Origin of the sequence: Galbitalea soli (assembly GCF_010686725.1) — a bacterium.
Classification (GTDB): Bacteria; Actinomycetota; Actinomycetes; order Actinomycetales; family Microbacteriaceae; genus Galbitalea; species Galbitalea soli.
In genome coordinates this window covers 33,264-47,900 of record NZ_JAAGWZ010000001.1, presented here as the reverse complement: position 1 = coordinate 47,900, position 14,637 = coordinate 33,264, and the positions used below count along the sequence as shown (strand labels likewise).

Sequence of the window (14,637 nt, the reverse complement as noted above, 5' to 3'; positions counted from 1 at the left end):
GCCACCGACATGGTGCGAACCCTAGATGTAGTGGGCGTGTCATCCACAGCTGTGCATAACTTGTCTGGTTTCTACACAGGCTAGGCGGCACCGCCGACAGTCGGAAAAAGGCCGGTCCTGGGCCGAAACGGGCGCCGTCCCGGCCCCGGCTCCGGGCGTCCTCCACCGATAGGATCGTGCCCTGTGAGTAGTTACGCGAACCTGCTGAAGACTCCGGGGGTCGCCCGGATCATCGCCGCGCAGCTCACGGCGCGGATTCCGAACGGGATGCTCTCGCTCGCCTACCTCCTGCACGTGCAGTACGTGCACCACTCCTACGGCGCCGCCGGTCTCGTGCTCGCCGCCACGAGCATCGGTCAGGCGATCGCGGGACCACTGACGAGCCGATGGATGGGGCGCTGGGGCATGCGGCCCGTGCTCATCCTCACGACCCTCGTGTGCTCGGCCGCGGTGTTCTCGATCGCCTTCATCTACATGGAGGTCGCGAGCTACATGGTCGTGGGGTTCATCGGCGGGCTCAGCACCCCGCCGGTGACGGCGGCCGTCCGCACGATCTACCCCAAGATGGTGACCGCTGGTCAGCTGACCCCGCTCTTCGCCCTCGACGCCGCGGCGCAGGAGGTCATCTGGGTGGTGGGGCCCGTGATCACGACCTTCGTGTCCATCCAGATCTCGACCGTGCTCGGAATCGTGGTGGCGGGCGTGTTCATGCTCGGCGGCGGGCTGTGGTTCGTGCTCTCGCCCGAGGTCGGTCGGGTGCGCATCCCCCGCAGTCGCCGTCGACTCGGCACCGTGCTGCTCAAGAAGCCCGTGCTGCTCTCGGTGATCGTGGGCACCCTGCTCATCGGCGCCTGTGCCGCCGTCGAGGCCTCCGTCGTGTCGGTCTTCGGCCACGGCGGACCGCAGGGCGGCATCGTGCTCGCCATCTGGTCGATCGGCTCGCTCATCGGCGGTCTCGCGCTGGGCCACCTGCCCGTGGGACCCTGGGCCCTCGCCCGGCGCATGATCGTGGTCGCGGTCGGCATGGGGCTCGCGACCTTCGCGATCGGCAACTTCTGGGGGCTGTCGGCCACGCTGCTCATCGCGGGACTCGGCATCGCCCCCGCGCTCGGCGTGATGTCGGCGATCGTCGCCTCCAGCGTGCGCTTCAGCGACACGGCGGAGGCGTACGGCTGGGTCGGCACCGGCCAGCTGATCGGTGCCGCGGCGGGCTCCGCGGTCGCCGGATTCTTCATCGACGGCACGGGGCCGATCGGCGGCTTCGTCGTCGCGACCGCGCTCGCCCTGCTCGGCGCGTTCGCCGGGACGGTGTTCCACCGCTGGCACCCCGATCTTCGGGGTCGCGACAGCAGCCCGATTCCCGACACCGAGCCGGTTCCCATCCAGCCGAGCTGATGCCCCGCCGCCACGGGTGGGGGTCCGCTCAGGCGCCGACGATCTGCGCGCGCAGGGGCTCGAGTCTCGCGGCGAGCACCGCGATCAGGCTGCCCGCGAACCCCGCCTCGGCGAGGCTGTCGCTGAGGTGCCGCACCGCGCTGTCGAACTCGGCATCGGTCAGCTGCAGGCCGGCGTGCGCCGACCGCATGTCGCGCCCCAGGTAGAGGTCCGCTCCACCGAGCGCGGCGACGACGAAGGCGCGCTGGTGACCGATGAGCTTGCGCAGGTCGACGCCCTCGAAACGCGCGGCGAGCGCGGGGTCATCCATCAGCCGGGTGTAGAAGGCGTCCACGGCGACGGCGACCGCATCGGCACCGCCGTCCGCATCAACGAGGGTCACTGCAACCTCTCTCACCCGCGATCGCCCCGGGGCGATGCTACTGCCACCTTACGCAGCCGACTGTCGATCCTCGCGCAATCGTCCATGAATCGCCGCACGAGAGGGGTGTGACAATGGTGGGGATGACCTCCCCCACCTTCTCCCCCAGCCTCCGGCTCTCCGACGGCCACTCCATCCCGCAGCTCGGACTGGGCGTCTACAAGGTCGCCGACGCGCACGCGACCGAGCTGGTCGCAGGGGCGATCGAGCTCGGCTACCGGCACCTCGACACCGCGACGCTCTATGACAACGAGCGCGGTGTGGGCGAGGGGATGCGCGCCTCAGGCGTCGACCGCTCGGAGCTCTTCCTCACCACCAAGCTCTGGAACGACGACCACGGCTACGACCGCGCCCTCCGCGCCTTCGATCGCAGCCTCGAGCTGCTCGGCCTCGACTACGTGGACCTGTACCTCATCCACTGGCCGTGCCCCGCTCAGGACCGGTACGTGGAGAGCTGGCGCGCCCTGCTGCGCCTGCGCGACGAGGGCCGCGTCCGGTCGGTCGGCGTGAGCAACTTCGCGATCCCCCACCTGGAGCGGATCATCGCGGAGACGGGCGAGGCCCCCGTGATCAACCAGGTCGAGCTGCACCCGTGGCTGCCGCAGAGCGCGGTGCGCGCCTTCGACCGGAGTCAGGGCATCCTGACCGAGTCGTGGTCGCCGCTCGCCCGCGGCCGGGTGCTCGACGACCCGGTGATCGGGGCGATCGCAGAGCGACTGGGCCGCTCACCCGCGCAGGTCGTGGTGCGGTGGCACCTGCAGGCCGGTGTCGTGGTGATTCCGAAGTCGAACTCGCTCGCGCGGGTCGCCGAGAACGCCCGGGTGTTCGACTTCGAGCTGAGCGACGACGACCTCAGCCGGATCGCCGCTCTCGAGTCGGGCGAGCGCACCGGCAAGGATCCCGAGCACTTCGGCTGATCGGGCCCGGTCCGGCGCCTCGCCCGGCCGGCCCCGCGCCGGATCACTCCCGGCGCGACCGGCGCCCCGGCGGAGCCGTTGCTACCAGCGCGGGTGCACCGCGGCGCGGAAGTATCGGTCGTACAGCTCGCGCACCGACACGGTGAAGGAGTCGGGCAGGGTGGGCACCGACCCCGCCGCCGCGTTCGCGCGCGCCTGCTCGGCGTTGCGGGCACCGGGGATGACCGTGCTCACGCCCTCCAGCTGGGCGACCCAGGCCAACGCGGCGGTCGCCGGCGCGAGCCCCACCGAGGCGGCGAGCGCCGAGAACTCGCGGGCGGCCGCGACGCCGGCCTCGTAGTCGACGCCGGAGAAGGTCTCGCCGACGTCGAAGGCCTCGCCATGACGGTTGTAGTTGCGGTGATCGTTCTCGGCGAAGACGGTGTCGCTCGTGTACGTGCCGCTGAGCAGCCCGCTCGCGAGCGGAACCCGCGCGACGATTCCGACACCGGCGGCGACGGCCGCGGGCAGCACCTCGTCGAGCGGCTTGAGCCGGAAGGCGTTGAGGATGATCTGCACACTGGCCACCCCGGGGCGCGCGATCGCGGCGAGTGCCTCGGCGGTGGTCTCGACGCTGACCCCGTAGGCGGCGATCGCCCGCTCCTCGACGAGGAGGTCAAGCGCGTCGTAGACGGCGTCGGTGGACAGCACCACGGTGGGCGGGCAGTGCAGTTGCACGAGGTCCAGGGTGTCGGTGCGCAGATTCGCGCGCGAGCGATCCGTCCAGCGGCGGAAGTTCTCGAGCGTGAAGTTCGCCGGATCCTGCGCCTCGCGCCGGCCCATCTTCGTGGCGACGAGCACCTCCGTCGCGGGCCGGTCGGCGAGGTAGGAGCCGATGAGCTGCTCGCTGCGCCCGTCGCCATAGACGTCGGCGGTATCGAACATGGTGACGCCCGACTCGAGGGAGGCGTCGAGCACGGCCGCGGCATCCGATTCGCTCACGCTGCCCCAGTCACCGCCCAACTGCCAGGTGCCGAGGGAGATGACCGAGACGGTGCGGCCGGTACGACCGAGGATGCGCTGTTGCATGCGACCGACACTACTCGCCGCCGCAGACGTGCAAGTCGTCGCAAACGTTGGGTAGAGGCGCGGGCGGCCCGGTCGTACTGTCGCAGCATGAGGCGAATACTGATCACAGCGGCGCTCCTCGCGAGCGCCCTCACGCTGGCCGGCTGCACCGCCGGCACCGCGGATTCCGGCGCGTCCACGAGCGGCGGGGTGGCGAGCGCTCCCGTGGGCGCTCCCGAGCCCGCGACCGACGGTTCCAAGGGCACGAGCGGGGGCGGCACGACCGTGACGACGCCGCGCGAGGTCGTCATGAGCGGAACCGTCACGATCACCGCGAGCGATCCGATCGGCGCGGCGACGCGGGCGGTCACCATCGTCGAGACCGCCGGTGGCCGGGTGGATGCCCGCACGCAGACCGCTCGCACCGAAACCGCCGCCCCCGGCGCCACCCTCACCCTGCGGATCCCCGCCGCGGTCCTCACCGCGACCCTCGCGAAGCTGAAGACGCTCGGCGCGGTGCAGACGATCGACCTGAGCGCGAACGACGTGACGAGCCAGGGGCAGGATCTCGACGCCCGCATCACCGCCCTCACGACCTCGGTGAACCGGCTGCTGGCGCTGGAGTCGAAGTCGGCCGACGTCGACACGCTCATCAAGCTCGAATCCGCGATCTCCGACCGACAGGGCGAGCTCGACAGCCTGGTCTCGCAGCGCAAGCTGCTGAGCGACGAGGTCGCCATGGCGACGGTCGAGCTGCGACTGATCTCGCCCGCGGACACCCCGGTCACCGCGCCGACCACCCCCTGGGACGCGCTCCTCGCGGGCCTCGCGGGCTTCGGCGCGTTCTTCACGAGCGTCTTCCTCGTGATCGTCTACCTGCTGCCCTGGCTGCTGCTCGGATCCGTGATCGCCCTCGCCGTGCTGTGGATCGTGCGCCGACGCCGGCGGAGGGCGACGCCGGCGTCCTGAACCGGTGGCGGGTGTCGGCGGAGGTCGCCGGCACCCGCTTTACTGGTGGCATGGTCCTCGTCGTCGTGCTCAGCCTCAGCGCTGCCCTCGTCTACGGGGCCTCCGATTTCCTCGGCGGGGCGGCGGCCAAGCGGCTCAACGTGGTGAGCGCGACGACCCTGAACTACGCGCTCGCGGCGGTGGTTATCCTGCTGGCCCTGCCGTTCGTCGGCGGTCGCTGGAGCGGCGGGGCCGTGAGCTCCGGTGCGATCGGCGGGGTTCTCGCGATCGTGGGGCTGCTCGCGTTCTACGCGGTGCTCGCGATCGGTCCGATGAGCCTGCTCTCCCCGCTCATCGCCCTGATTCAGGCGACCGTGCCCATCGCGATCGCGGCGTTCAGCGGGCAGGGGCTGTCGGCGCTCGCCTGGGTCGCGATCGGCGTCGCGGTCATCGCGATCGTGCTCATCTCGCCGCCGCGCGTCGAGGGGACCGTGCGCATCACGCCGCGCGCCGCCGTCCTCGCCGTCTTCTCGGGCATCGCCCTGGGATTCTCGCTCGTGGCCCTCGATGCCGCGCCCATCGACTCCGGGATCGTGCCGGCGCTGTGGGAGATCATCGTCGGGCTCGGCGTGCTCGCCATCCTGCTGGCCGGGCTGCGGCTGACCCGCGGCCGCCTGTCGGGCCCGCTGGTCGAGACCGCCGCACGCGACCACGCACCCGGCTCCGCCCGCCGCGCCTGGCTCGCGAGCGCCGCGTCGGGGGCGCTGCTGGGCGCGGCGAACTGCTTCATCGTGATCGCCCTGCACCTGGGCGACCTCGCGGTCGTCGCGGTGCTCATCACGACCTACCCCGTCGCGACCGTGGTGTTGGCGGCGACCGTCTTCCGGGAGCGGATCGCTCCCGTGCAGGTGGTCGGCATCGTGCTCGTGATCGCCGCGGCGCTCCTGCTCAGCGCGGTGTAGCCGCGGGCGCTGCGCCGAGGCGCAGCTCGCGGTCGCCCGGCCGCGCGTCGCTCGCGCGGTGGGTGACGAGCACGACGACACGGTCGGCGAAGGCGCGACGCAGATCGTCCATCATCGCCTCCGCCGTCTCGTCGTCGAGGTTCGCCGTCGGCTCGTCGAGCAGGATCACCGGTGCGGGGCTCAGCAGGGTGCGGGCAACGGCGAGTCGCTGCCGCTCGCCTCCCGAGAGCGAGGTGCCCTCCGATCCGATCGGGGTGTCGAGTCCGCGCGGCAGCCGATCGAGCAGGGGGGCGAGACCCACCCGGCGGAGCACGTCCGTCATCTCCGCATCGCTGGGCGCCTCGCCGCGCGGGCGTCCCAGCAGGAGATTTCCGCGGATTCCGGAGGCGAAGACGTGCGCGTCCTGCGGGCACCACGCGACGAGCCCCGCGGCCCGCGCGGGATCGAGTCCGCCCACGAGCGCCTGGCCCGCCGCGGCGGGCAGCTGCCCCAGGAGCACGGTGAGCAGGGTGGACTTTCCCGCGCCCGAGGCGCCCGTGACGACGAGCCACTCCCCGCGGTCGACGCGCGCGCTGACGGAGTCGAAGGCGTGCGTCGTCGACTCGGGCCAGCGCGCGGCGAGGCCGTCGAGCTCGAGCGTGGCCGGCGTGCGCGGGCCGGTGCGGCCACCGGGAGCGGCGGACCGCGGGGGCGGTGCGGGGGCGGGATGGGCTGCCCCGCGCGTCGCGGGTGCCGCGGCGGGCAGCGGCGCGGGGGCCGGGGCGAGCGCGGGGGCCGGGGCGAGACCCGCGGCCGCCTCGCGGAGCGCGCCCGCCTGCTGCACCGCGTCGACGGTCGCGAGGAACGGCTCGAGCAGCGTGAGCGGAAGGAAGGCGAGCACGGCCAGAACCTCGGCGCTGACGTGTCCCGGGGCGGTGGCGGACGCCCCGACCCCGACGGCGTGAGCGGTGGAGGCGATCATCGCGACGGAGCCGAGCTCGGCGGCGAGGGCCGCGATCGCGGAGCCGAGCCCGAGCGCCCAGGAGCCGCGGCGGGCGTGACGGGAGAGGCGGTCATCCACGCCGGCCAGCCAGGCCTCCGCCCGGGGGGCGACGCCGTTGGCGCGCAACTCGGGTGCCGCCGCGATCACGGCCGCGAGGCGCCGAGCGAGCAGGGAACCCGCGCGCACACGGCGCTCGCTCGCCCGGGCATCGGTCCAGCCGGCCACGGCCGGCGCGATCACGAAGCCGGCGACGAGCACGAGGAGGAGAACCGGCACGGCGGGAGCGTGCAGGAGGGCCACGGTGACGAGTGAGGCGAGGCCGACCAGACCGCCGACGAGCGGCGGCACGATCACGCGCGGCACGAGATCGCGCACGCGATCGACGAGCACGACGAGCGTGTCGATGGTGCTGCCACCCCGCAGCAGGCGGCGCATGGAGGGTCCGCGCCGGGCCAGGGCTCGCCACAGGCGGTCGCGCAGACCGGCCGCGGAGTCGAGCACCGCGTCGTGGGTGAGGAGCCGTTCGGCGTAGCGCAGGGTGGACCGTCCCAGACCGAAGAAGCGCACGCCGACGATCGCGACGAGAAGGTACATGATGGCGGGGTGTTCGGCGGCACGCACGATGAGCCAGCCCGACACGGCGGTGAGCGACATGCCGAACGCGGTTGCGAGCGCGCCCACGAGCAGAGCGGCGGCGAAGCGCAGCGCCGAGCGCGGTCCAACCCCGGCGAGAACGGGGCGAAGGGATGACCACCCCGCGCGGCGCCGAACGACCGGGCCGGGCACCCCGCGGTCGAGCGACGCCTCCGTCGCGGGCGACAACGGTCCCTCGGACTCGCGGTCGCTCTCGCTGTTCGGCTCGCCGCCCAGGGCGTCGCCGAGGACGCTCCGCGCGGGCCGCAGCTCGGCGCTCGCGTGCGCTCCGCTCGACCCGCCCAGCAGAACGGCGGCGTCGGCGAGCCGCACCACAGCGCGGTCGTGGGAGGCGACCACGACCGTCGCCCGCCCGCGGAGCGCGGCGATCTCGCTCAGCACGAGCTCCGCGTTCGCCGCGTCCAGGTGCGCGGTCGGTTCGTCCAGGAGCACGAGCGTCGCGCCCGCGTCCACCCGCACGAGCGCGCGGGCGAGCGCGAGGCGGCGCAGCTCCCCCGGGCTCAGCTGGGCCGGGTCCACAGTGCCGAGCGCGCCCAGCCCGAGCCGGTCGAGGATGCCCGCGATGCGGTCATCCGCCCGCCCCTCGCTGTACAGCCCCAGCTCCTCACGCACGCTCGCCGCGACCGCGAGGGGGTATTGCGGCACGTACGCGACCCGTCCGGCCGGGACGCCGAGCAGCTCACCGGAGACCACGGCCCCGTCGAGGATGCCGCCCAGCGCGGCGAGCAGCGTGGACTTGCCGGCTCCGCTGCGACCGCGAATGGCGGTGATGCGGCCGGGGGCGAGGGAGAAGTCGAGCGCGGCGAGCGCGGGCCGGTCGCGGTCGGGGTACTGCACCGAGAGACCGTGCACGGTGATGGTGGGCGCGGCGGGGGCGGCGGGCGCGGCGGCGGCATCCGCGGCGCGGGCGGTCGCGGCGGGAGCGACGGGCGCGGCACCCGCCTCCGCGGCACCCGCCCCCGCGCCCACGAGTTCGCGCGCGCGGCGCAGCGCCGCGAGGCCGTCCTGCGAGGCGTGGAAGGCGGCCCCGAGATCCCGGAACGGGGCGAAGCACTCCGGCGCGAGCAGCAGCACGAGAAGGCCGACATCGAGCGTCAATTGGCCCGCCACGAGCCGCGTGCCGATGAAGACCGCGACGAGGGCGACCGAGATCGTCGAGATGAGTTCGAGCGCGAGCGAGGAGAGGAACGCCGTGCGGAGGGTGGCCATCGTCCGCGTGCGATGCTCGGCCGAGATCGCCGCGAGCGCGTCCGCCTGCTCCTCCGCGCGGCCGAGCCCCACGAGCACGGGCAGGCCTCGGGCCAGCTCCGCGAGGTGGTCGGCGAGGCGGCCCAGCTCCGCCGAGGCGGCGTCCACGCGGTCGCGCGTGTGCGCGCCGATGAGCGCCATGAAGACCGGCACGAGCGGCACCGTCAGCACGATGATGAGCGCGCTCAGCCAGTCGGCGAGAAGGATGCGCGCGCCCACGATCAGCGGAACGGTCGCCGCGCTCGCCAGCGTCGGCAGCACCTGGCCGAAGTACTTGTCCAGCTCGTCGAGACCGAGCGAGGTGACCGTGGTGCGCCCCACCGCGACGCGGGAGGAGGAGAGGACGCGGTGGGCGAGACCGCTGCGCAGCTCACGCTTCGCGGCCGCAGAGGCGCGGGCGGCGACGACGGGGACCGTCCAGGCGAGGGCGGCGCGGAGGAGGGCGGAGGCGGAGGCGAGCTGGAGGGCGGTCATCCACTCGCCCGGGGCGCGACCGGCGGCCAGCGCGGCGATCGCGGCCGCGAGTCCCCCCGCGAACCCGACGAGGGCGAGGCCGCGCACGGCGCCCAGCACTCCCATCAGGTAGAGCGCGCGGGTGCCGCGCGGGCCGAGGTCGGCGAGCAGCCCGCGTCTCATCGCCGCACGGCCGGGAGCACCGCGTGCGGCTCGGGGATGTGCGCCCCGGAGATGCGCCGGCGGAACACCCAGTACGACCAGGCCTGGTAGGCGATCACCAGGGGCACTCCGAAGGCGGCCACCCAACTCATGACACCGAGCGTATAGGGGCTGCTCGACGCGGTGGCCACCGTGAGGCTCCACGCGGGATCGAGCGTGGAGGGCAGCACCACGGGGTAGCTCGCGCCGAAGATCGCGGCGACGCCGAGCACGAGGAAGAGCGCGATGCCGGCGAAGGCCTGTCCCTCACAGCTCGCGCGGGCCGCGACCCATCCCCAGACGAGTGCCGCGACGGCGAGCACGACGAGCGACCAGGTGACGATCGAGCCATGCCGCAGTTGCACCCCCACGACCCAGACCACGATCGGGATAACCGCGAGCGGGGTCCACGCGACGGTCCGTCGCCGCGCCGCCACCCGCACCGGCCCGTCGGTCTTGAGCGCGAGAAACGCCGAGGAGTGCACGAGGCAGAAGCCGACGACGGCGAGCCCGCCCACGATCGCCCAGGGGCTGAACCAGGCCCAGGGGCCGCCGACCCGGTCGCCGTTCGCATCGAGGGGAAGCCCGGTCGTGGTGAGCGCCAGGAGCGCGCCGATGCCGAAGGCAGCGACGAAGGAGCCCGCGCCCAGCGCCAGCGTCCAGACCCGGCGCCAGCGGTCGCTCGCCCCCTTGCCGCGATACTCGATCGCGACCGCCCGGAAGATGAGTCCGAGCAGCACCGCCACGAGCGGAAGGTAGAGCGCGGAGAACAGCGAGGCGTACCAGAAGGGGAACGCGGCGAACGTCGCCGCACCGGCCGTGACGAGCCACACCTCGTTGCCGTCCCAGACCGGGCCGATCGAGTTGAGCATGACGCGTCGGTCGGTTTCGGTGCGCGCGGAGACGAGCAGGTGCATGCCCACCCCCAGATCGAACCCCTCGAGCACGAGGTAGCCGGTCCAGAGCACGGCGATGACGACGAACCAGACGGTGGGCAGGATCTCCATGAGCGGTTTCTCCTAGTAGGCGAAGGCGAGGACGTCGGGGCGGTCGGCGGCGGTGTGCGCGGCGTCGCCGTCGGCGTCGGTGTCGGGTGGGTCATCCGGTGCCGCCACGGGCATGACCCCGGCGATACCGGCACGCACGAACCGGACGAGCAGAATGACCTCGACGACCATCAGCACGCCGTAGACCGAGCCGAGGGCGATGAGCGAGAAGAGCAGTTCGCCCGCGCTCACGCCCGGCGAGACGGCGGCGGCGGTGAACAGATACACCCCGTCGACTCCGCCCGCAGTGGGGTTGGGGGCGACCACGAAGGGCTGCCGCCCCATCTCGGTGAAGACCCAGCCCGCCGTGTTCGCGACGAACGGGGCGAGGATCCCCACGAGGGCGAGGCGCGAGATCCAGCGAGACCACGGAACCGTGCCCTTGCGGGTGAGCCAGAGGGCGACCGCGGCGGCGAACGCGGCGAGCGCGCCGAAGCCGATCATGATCCGGAAGCCCCAGTAGGTCACCGCGACGATCGGCACGTAATTGATCGTCTCGCCGGCCCGCGAACCGTAGATCGGGTTGTTCGGGAGCGTCGTGCCGTACTCGGCCTGGTACTCGGGCAGCAGTTCGTTGACCCCGCGCACCTTCGTCGTGAAGTTCCCGTTGGCGAGGAACGAGAGCACGGCCGGCACCTCGATGATCGTGGTGACCTTCGAGCAGTCGGTCGAGCCCGGGTCGCCGATCGACAGCACCGAGAAGCCGGTTCCCGACTCGCACGCCGCCTCGGCGGCCGCCATCTTCATCGGCTGCTGCTGAAAAAGCAGCTTGCCCTGCGCGTCACCGGTGATCGCGACGCCCGCGAAGGCGACCATCGCCACGACGGCGCCGACTCGCAGCGAGCTGAGCCACACGCGGTGGTCGCCGCGGTCGCGACCGGGGATCTCCGGCGCCTCCCCCACGACCACGCGACCCGTCGCATCCACCGTGTCGATGCCGTCGCGGCGCCGCTGCCAGAGCTGGTACCAGCCGATGCCCAGCAGGAAGGCCCCGCCCACGCCGAGCGAACCGAACAGGGTGTGCGTGTAGGCGGCGATGGCGGTGTTGTTGCTGAGCACCGCCCAGACGTCGGACATCACCGGACGCCCGTTCACGAGCGTCACACCGACCGGGTGCTGCATCCACGAGTTCGCGACGATGATGAAGTAGGCCGAGAGAACCGATCCGGCGACCGCGATCCAGAGGGTCGCGAGGTGCAGTCGCTTCGGTAGCCGATCCCAGCCGAAGATCCAGAGTCCGATGAACGTCGATTCGACGAAGAAGGCCAACAGCCCCTCCATCGCGAGCGGCGCCCCGAACACGTCGCCGACGAATCGCGCGTACTCACTCCACGCCATCCCGAACTGGAACTCCTGCACGAGCCCCGTGGCGACTCCGAGGATGAAGTTGATCATGTAGAGCTTGCCCCAGAACTTGGTCATGCGCAGGTAGCGCACGTCGCCCGTGCGCATCCACCGCCACTGCATCCCGGCGACGAGGGGGCCGAGCCCGATCGTGAGCGGGACCATCCAGAAGTGATAGACGGTGGTGATGCCGAACTGCCAGCGGGCGATCTCGAGCGGATCCACGACGGTGCCAATCTTGTCTGCGGAGACGACCGCAGGATTTCTACACGGCCGTAGAATTCAGTTCTACTCCGACCGACTCGGCATTTCTACTCAATGTAGAAATCATTTCTACGAAACGTAGAAGCCCGCTCGATTCCGAGATAATCTGAGGGGATGGCGACGACACTGGGCGAACTCGAACGAAGCGTGATGGAGTTCCTCTGGGCCTCCGACGAGGCGATGACGGCCTACGATCTCCGCGACCGGCTGGCCGCGGCGGAGGTCGACCGCTCCCCCGCCATCACGACCGTGCTCACGGTGCTCTCCCGCCTGGAGAACAAGGGCTTCGTGCAGCGCCAGCGCACCTCGCGGCCGCACCTCTACCGCGCACAGGCCTCCCGCGAAGACCACATGGCCGAGCTCATGCACGAGGTGCTCGGCTCGGCGACCAATCGCAGTGCGGTGCTCGAGCGTTTCGTCGGGCAGGTCAGCGAGCGCGAGGCCGCGCTGCTGCGCGAGCTGCTCGAGAGCCGCTCGCACCGCTGACGCGCGGCCGCCGCCATGACCACCCCGCCCGTGCCCGCGAGCGCGCCGCCGTGCTGACCGCATCCCTCGCCCTGGCCGCCCTCGCGCTCGTGCTCGCCTGGCCGGCACCGATTCTGCTCGCCCGCGCCGCGTGGCCGTCACGGGCGCCGGCGACCGCGCTCCTGCTCTGGCAGGCCATCGCGCTCGCGGGCGGCCTCTCCATGATCGGCTCGCTGCTGACCTTCGGGCTCATCCCCTTCGGCGGCACGCTCATCTCGGGTCTGGGCGGCTTCGCGCGCGCACTGTCGCACGGCATCACCACCACCCCGCTCGTGGTCGTCTCGATCGCATCGCTCAGCCTCGCGGGCGTCCTCGCCGCCCACCTCCTGCTCAATCTCGCGCTCACGCTCGTGGTCACCGAGCGGCAGCGCCTCCGCCACCGCCGGCTCGTCGAACTGCTCTCCTCTCCCTCGGCCACCCAGCCGAACACCCGCGTGCTCGACAGCGCCGCGCCCCTCGCCTACTGCCTGCCCGGCAACCTCGGATCGATCACGGTGCTGTCCCGCGGGCTCGTCAGCCTGCTCGACGATGCCGAGCTCGCCGCGGTCGTCGAACACGAGAAGGCGCACCTCATCCAGCGCCACTACGTCGTGCTGCTCGCCTTCGATGCCTGGCGCACCTCGCTGCCCTGGTTCCCCATCGCGACGCGGGCGCAGCACGAGGTGGGCCTTCTCGTCGAGATGCTCGCCGATGACACCGCGCGGCGATCCACCGACTCGCGCACCCTCGCCCTCGCGATCGCGCTCGTCGCGGGGGGCACGCCCGGCCGCGATGGCGACCCCTCGGGCGGCACGACACTCCCGGGCACCCCGGCGCTCGCTCCGGCCGGAGTCGTGCGATCCGCGACCGGCATCGCGTATCCGGCGGATACCCGATCCCACGATCGCGACCGCCTCCGCCTGACTCGGCTCGTCGACCCCCCGGAGCCGCTCACCCTCGCCGCGCGCGCCGGGGTCATCGCGGTGGCGGTCGCCCTCGTCGCCGTGCCGACCGTGCTCCTGATCGCGCCGTCGCTGGCCTGAGCCAGCAGAGGAGAGGGGCACCGTCTGGCCCCGCCCTTACATTCCCCGAACATCCGGCTGATCCGCGCCGAACACGGGCACCCCATCGTGAGTGCTGTCGAGATCGTCGACGCCCACCACAGAGCAGGAGTCCAGCATGAAGCGCAGCATCCGCACCGGCCTCGTCGGTGCCGCCCTCGCGGCCACGACCACGGCCACCCTCGTTCTCGCGGGGGGTGCGCCCGCCTTCGCCGCCGCCGCCGGCGACGCACCCACCGGGTCGCCGACCACGCTCGCCGCGATCCAGCGGTCGGCGACGCTGAAGACCGATCAGCGCATCACCTCGCTCACGACGGCGGTCGCGCGCATCACCGCGCTCCACGACGTGACCGACTCGGACCGCGCGCAGATCCTCGCCACCCTGAACGCCGACATCGCCGGCATGAAGACGGTCGAGGCGACCATTCAGGCCGACACCACGGTCGCGCAGGCGAAAGCCGACTACCGCACGATCTTCACGGGGTACCGCGTGTACGCCGTCGCTCTGCCGCAGGCGCACTTCGCTGCCGCCGCCGATCGACTCACGGCGACCAGCATCCCTCGCCTGACCTCGGCGCACGACCGGCTCGCCGCAGCGCTCGCAGGCCCCAAGGCCTCGAAGTCCACGCCGGCGCTGCAGGCCGACCTCGCCGACATGGCGGCCAAGACCAGCGCCGCGAGCGCCCTGCTGAACGGTCTCGCCGCCAAAGCCCTCGCCGTGACACCCTCCGCCTTCAACGCCGACCACACCGTGATGCAGCCGATCCGCTCCGATCTCCGCACGGCGATCGCCCATCTCAAGCAGGCACGGGCCGACGGCGAGCTGGTTCTCGCCGCGATCCGGTGACCGCGATGCGCAGATCGTCCCTCACAGGAATCGGCGCCGGGGCGAGCATCCTGCTCGCCCTGGCGCTCGCCGGATGCTCCGCCGGCACCTCCGCGACACCGGGCGTCTCCCCGGCTCCCGCCACGAGCGCGTCCCCCGCCGCCGCGACGCCCACCCGGTCGCCGTCGCCCGCGGCCACGGACTCGGGCTCCGCGACCGACACGGACGCGACCGACACCGACGCGATCGCCTCCGAGCTCGACGCGGCCGACCAGTCCACCACGGGCGCGGGATCCGAGGTGCGCGACGGCGAGGCCGCTGCCGCTCAGGCCGACTCGCCGTAGCCGACCGGGACTTCAGACCC

The 14,637-nt window shown here is 72.5% G+C and carries 13 protein-coding genes; 8 read left to right on the top strand and 5 right to left on the bottom strand.

Going from position 1 to position 14,637, the window contains the following annotated elements:
- Positions 1–183: 183 nt before the first annotated feature.
- Positions 184–1,395: an MFS transporter gene (locus G3T37_RS00205; RefSeq protein ID WP_163471363.1), complete on the top strand. Its 1,212-nt coding sequence runs from the start codon at positions 184–186 to the stop codon at positions 1,393–1,395.
- A 28-nt stretch (positions 1,396–1,423) separates the two neighbouring features.
- Here the strand turns inward: G3T37_RS00205 and G3T37_RS00200 are convergent, their stop codons facing one another.
- On the bottom strand, positions 1,424–1,777 hold the full coding sequence (locus G3T37_RS00200; protein ID WP_163471361.1) for a globin domain-containing protein: 354 nt from the start codon (positions 1,775–1,777) through the stop codon (positions 1,424–1,426).
- A 122-nt stretch (positions 1,778–1,899) separates the two neighbouring features.
- Between G3T37_RS00200 and G3T37_RS00195 the strand changes: the two genes are divergently transcribed.
- Positions 1,900–2,733 carry an aldo/keto reductase gene (locus tag G3T37_RS00195; RefSeq protein WP_206673776.1) on the top strand — a complete coding sequence of 278 codons (834 nt, stop codon included), beginning with the start codon at positions 1,900–1,902 and terminating at the stop codon, positions 2,731–2,733.
- Between the two features lie 81 nt (positions 2,734–2,814).
- On the opposite strand, the gene G3T37_RS00190 is transcribed toward G3T37_RS00195, so the two are convergent.
- Positions 2,815–3,801, bottom strand: coding sequence for an aldo/keto reductase (locus G3T37_RS00190; RefSeq protein WP_163471352.1), 987 nt, complete (start codon positions 3,799–3,801; stop codon positions 2,815–2,817).
- Positions 3,802–3,888: 87 nt separating this feature from the next.
- On the opposite strand from G3T37_RS00190, the gene G3T37_RS00185 reads away from it, so the two are divergent.
- The gene (locus G3T37_RS00185; protein WP_163471350.1) at positions 3,889–4,749 is read left to right on the top strand and encodes a DUF4349 domain-containing protein; all 861 of its coding nucleotides are present in this window, start codon (positions 3,889–3,891) and stop codon (positions 4,747–4,749) included.
- A 50-nt stretch (positions 4,750–4,799) separates the two neighbouring features.
- Entirely contained in the window at positions 4,800–5,690 is an 891-nt protein-coding gene (locus G3T37_RS00180; protein ID WP_163471348.1) for a DMT family transporter, read from the top strand.
- On the opposite strand, the gene cydC is transcribed toward G3T37_RS00180, so the two are convergent.
- Genes cydC through G3T37_RS00165 form a run of 3 tightly spaced genes read right to left on the bottom strand, consistent with a single transcriptional unit; the run spans position 5,677 to position 11,843 of the window.
- Positions 5,677–9,210 carry a thiol reductant ABC exporter subunit CydC gene (cydC, locus tag G3T37_RS00175; protein WP_163471346.1) on the bottom strand — a complete coding sequence of 1,178 codons (3,534 nt, stop codon included), beginning with the start codon at positions 9,208–9,210 and terminating at the stop codon, positions 5,677–5,679. The two genes, G3T37_RS00180 and cydC, sit on opposite strands and share 14 nt — an antisense overlap.
- The gene (gene cydB, locus G3T37_RS00170) at positions 9,207–10,235 is read right to left on the bottom strand and encodes a cytochrome d ubiquinol oxidase subunit II (RefSeq protein WP_163471344.1); all 1,029 of its coding nucleotides are present in this window, start codon (positions 10,233–10,235) and stop codon (positions 9,207–9,209) included. Before cydB ends, cydC begins: the two co-directional genes overlap by 4 nt.
- A 12-nt stretch (positions 10,236–10,247) precedes the next feature.
- Complete coding sequence (locus G3T37_RS00165; protein ID WP_163471342.1) at positions 10,248–11,843, bottom strand: cytochrome ubiquinol oxidase subunit I; 1,596 nt, start codon at positions 11,841–11,843, stop codon at positions 10,248–10,250.
- A 153-nt stretch (positions 11,844–11,996) separates the two neighbouring features.
- Here G3T37_RS00165 and G3T37_RS00160 point away from each other — a divergent pair, with 153 nt between their 5' ends.
- The 4 genes from G3T37_RS00160 (at position 11,997) to G3T37_RS00145 (ending at position 14,617) form a co-directional block, all read left to right on the top strand.
- Complete coding sequence (locus G3T37_RS00160; RefSeq protein ID WP_163471340.1) at positions 11,997–12,368, top strand: BlaI/MecI/CopY family transcriptional regulator; 372 nt, start codon at positions 11,997–11,999, stop codon at positions 12,366–12,368.
- A 50-nt stretch (positions 12,369–12,418) separates the two neighbouring features.
- Complete coding sequence (locus G3T37_RS00155) at positions 12,419–13,429, top strand: M48 family metalloprotease (protein ID WP_174247710.1); 1,011 nt, start codon at positions 12,419–12,421, stop codon at positions 13,427–13,429.
- Positions 13,430–13,565: 136 nt separating this feature from the next.
- Positions 13,566–14,294 (top strand): hypothetical protein, encoded by a 729-nt coding sequence (locus G3T37_RS00150; protein WP_163471338.1) that lies wholly within the window; start codon positions 13,566–13,568, stop codon positions 14,292–14,294.
- 5 nt (positions 14,295–14,299) lie between these two features.
- Positions 14,300–14,617, top strand: a complete 318-nt coding sequence (locus tag G3T37_RS00145; protein WP_163471336.1) for a hypothetical protein — start codon at positions 14,300–14,302, stop codon at positions 14,615–14,617.
- Positions 14,618–14,637: the final 20 nt, after the last annotated feature.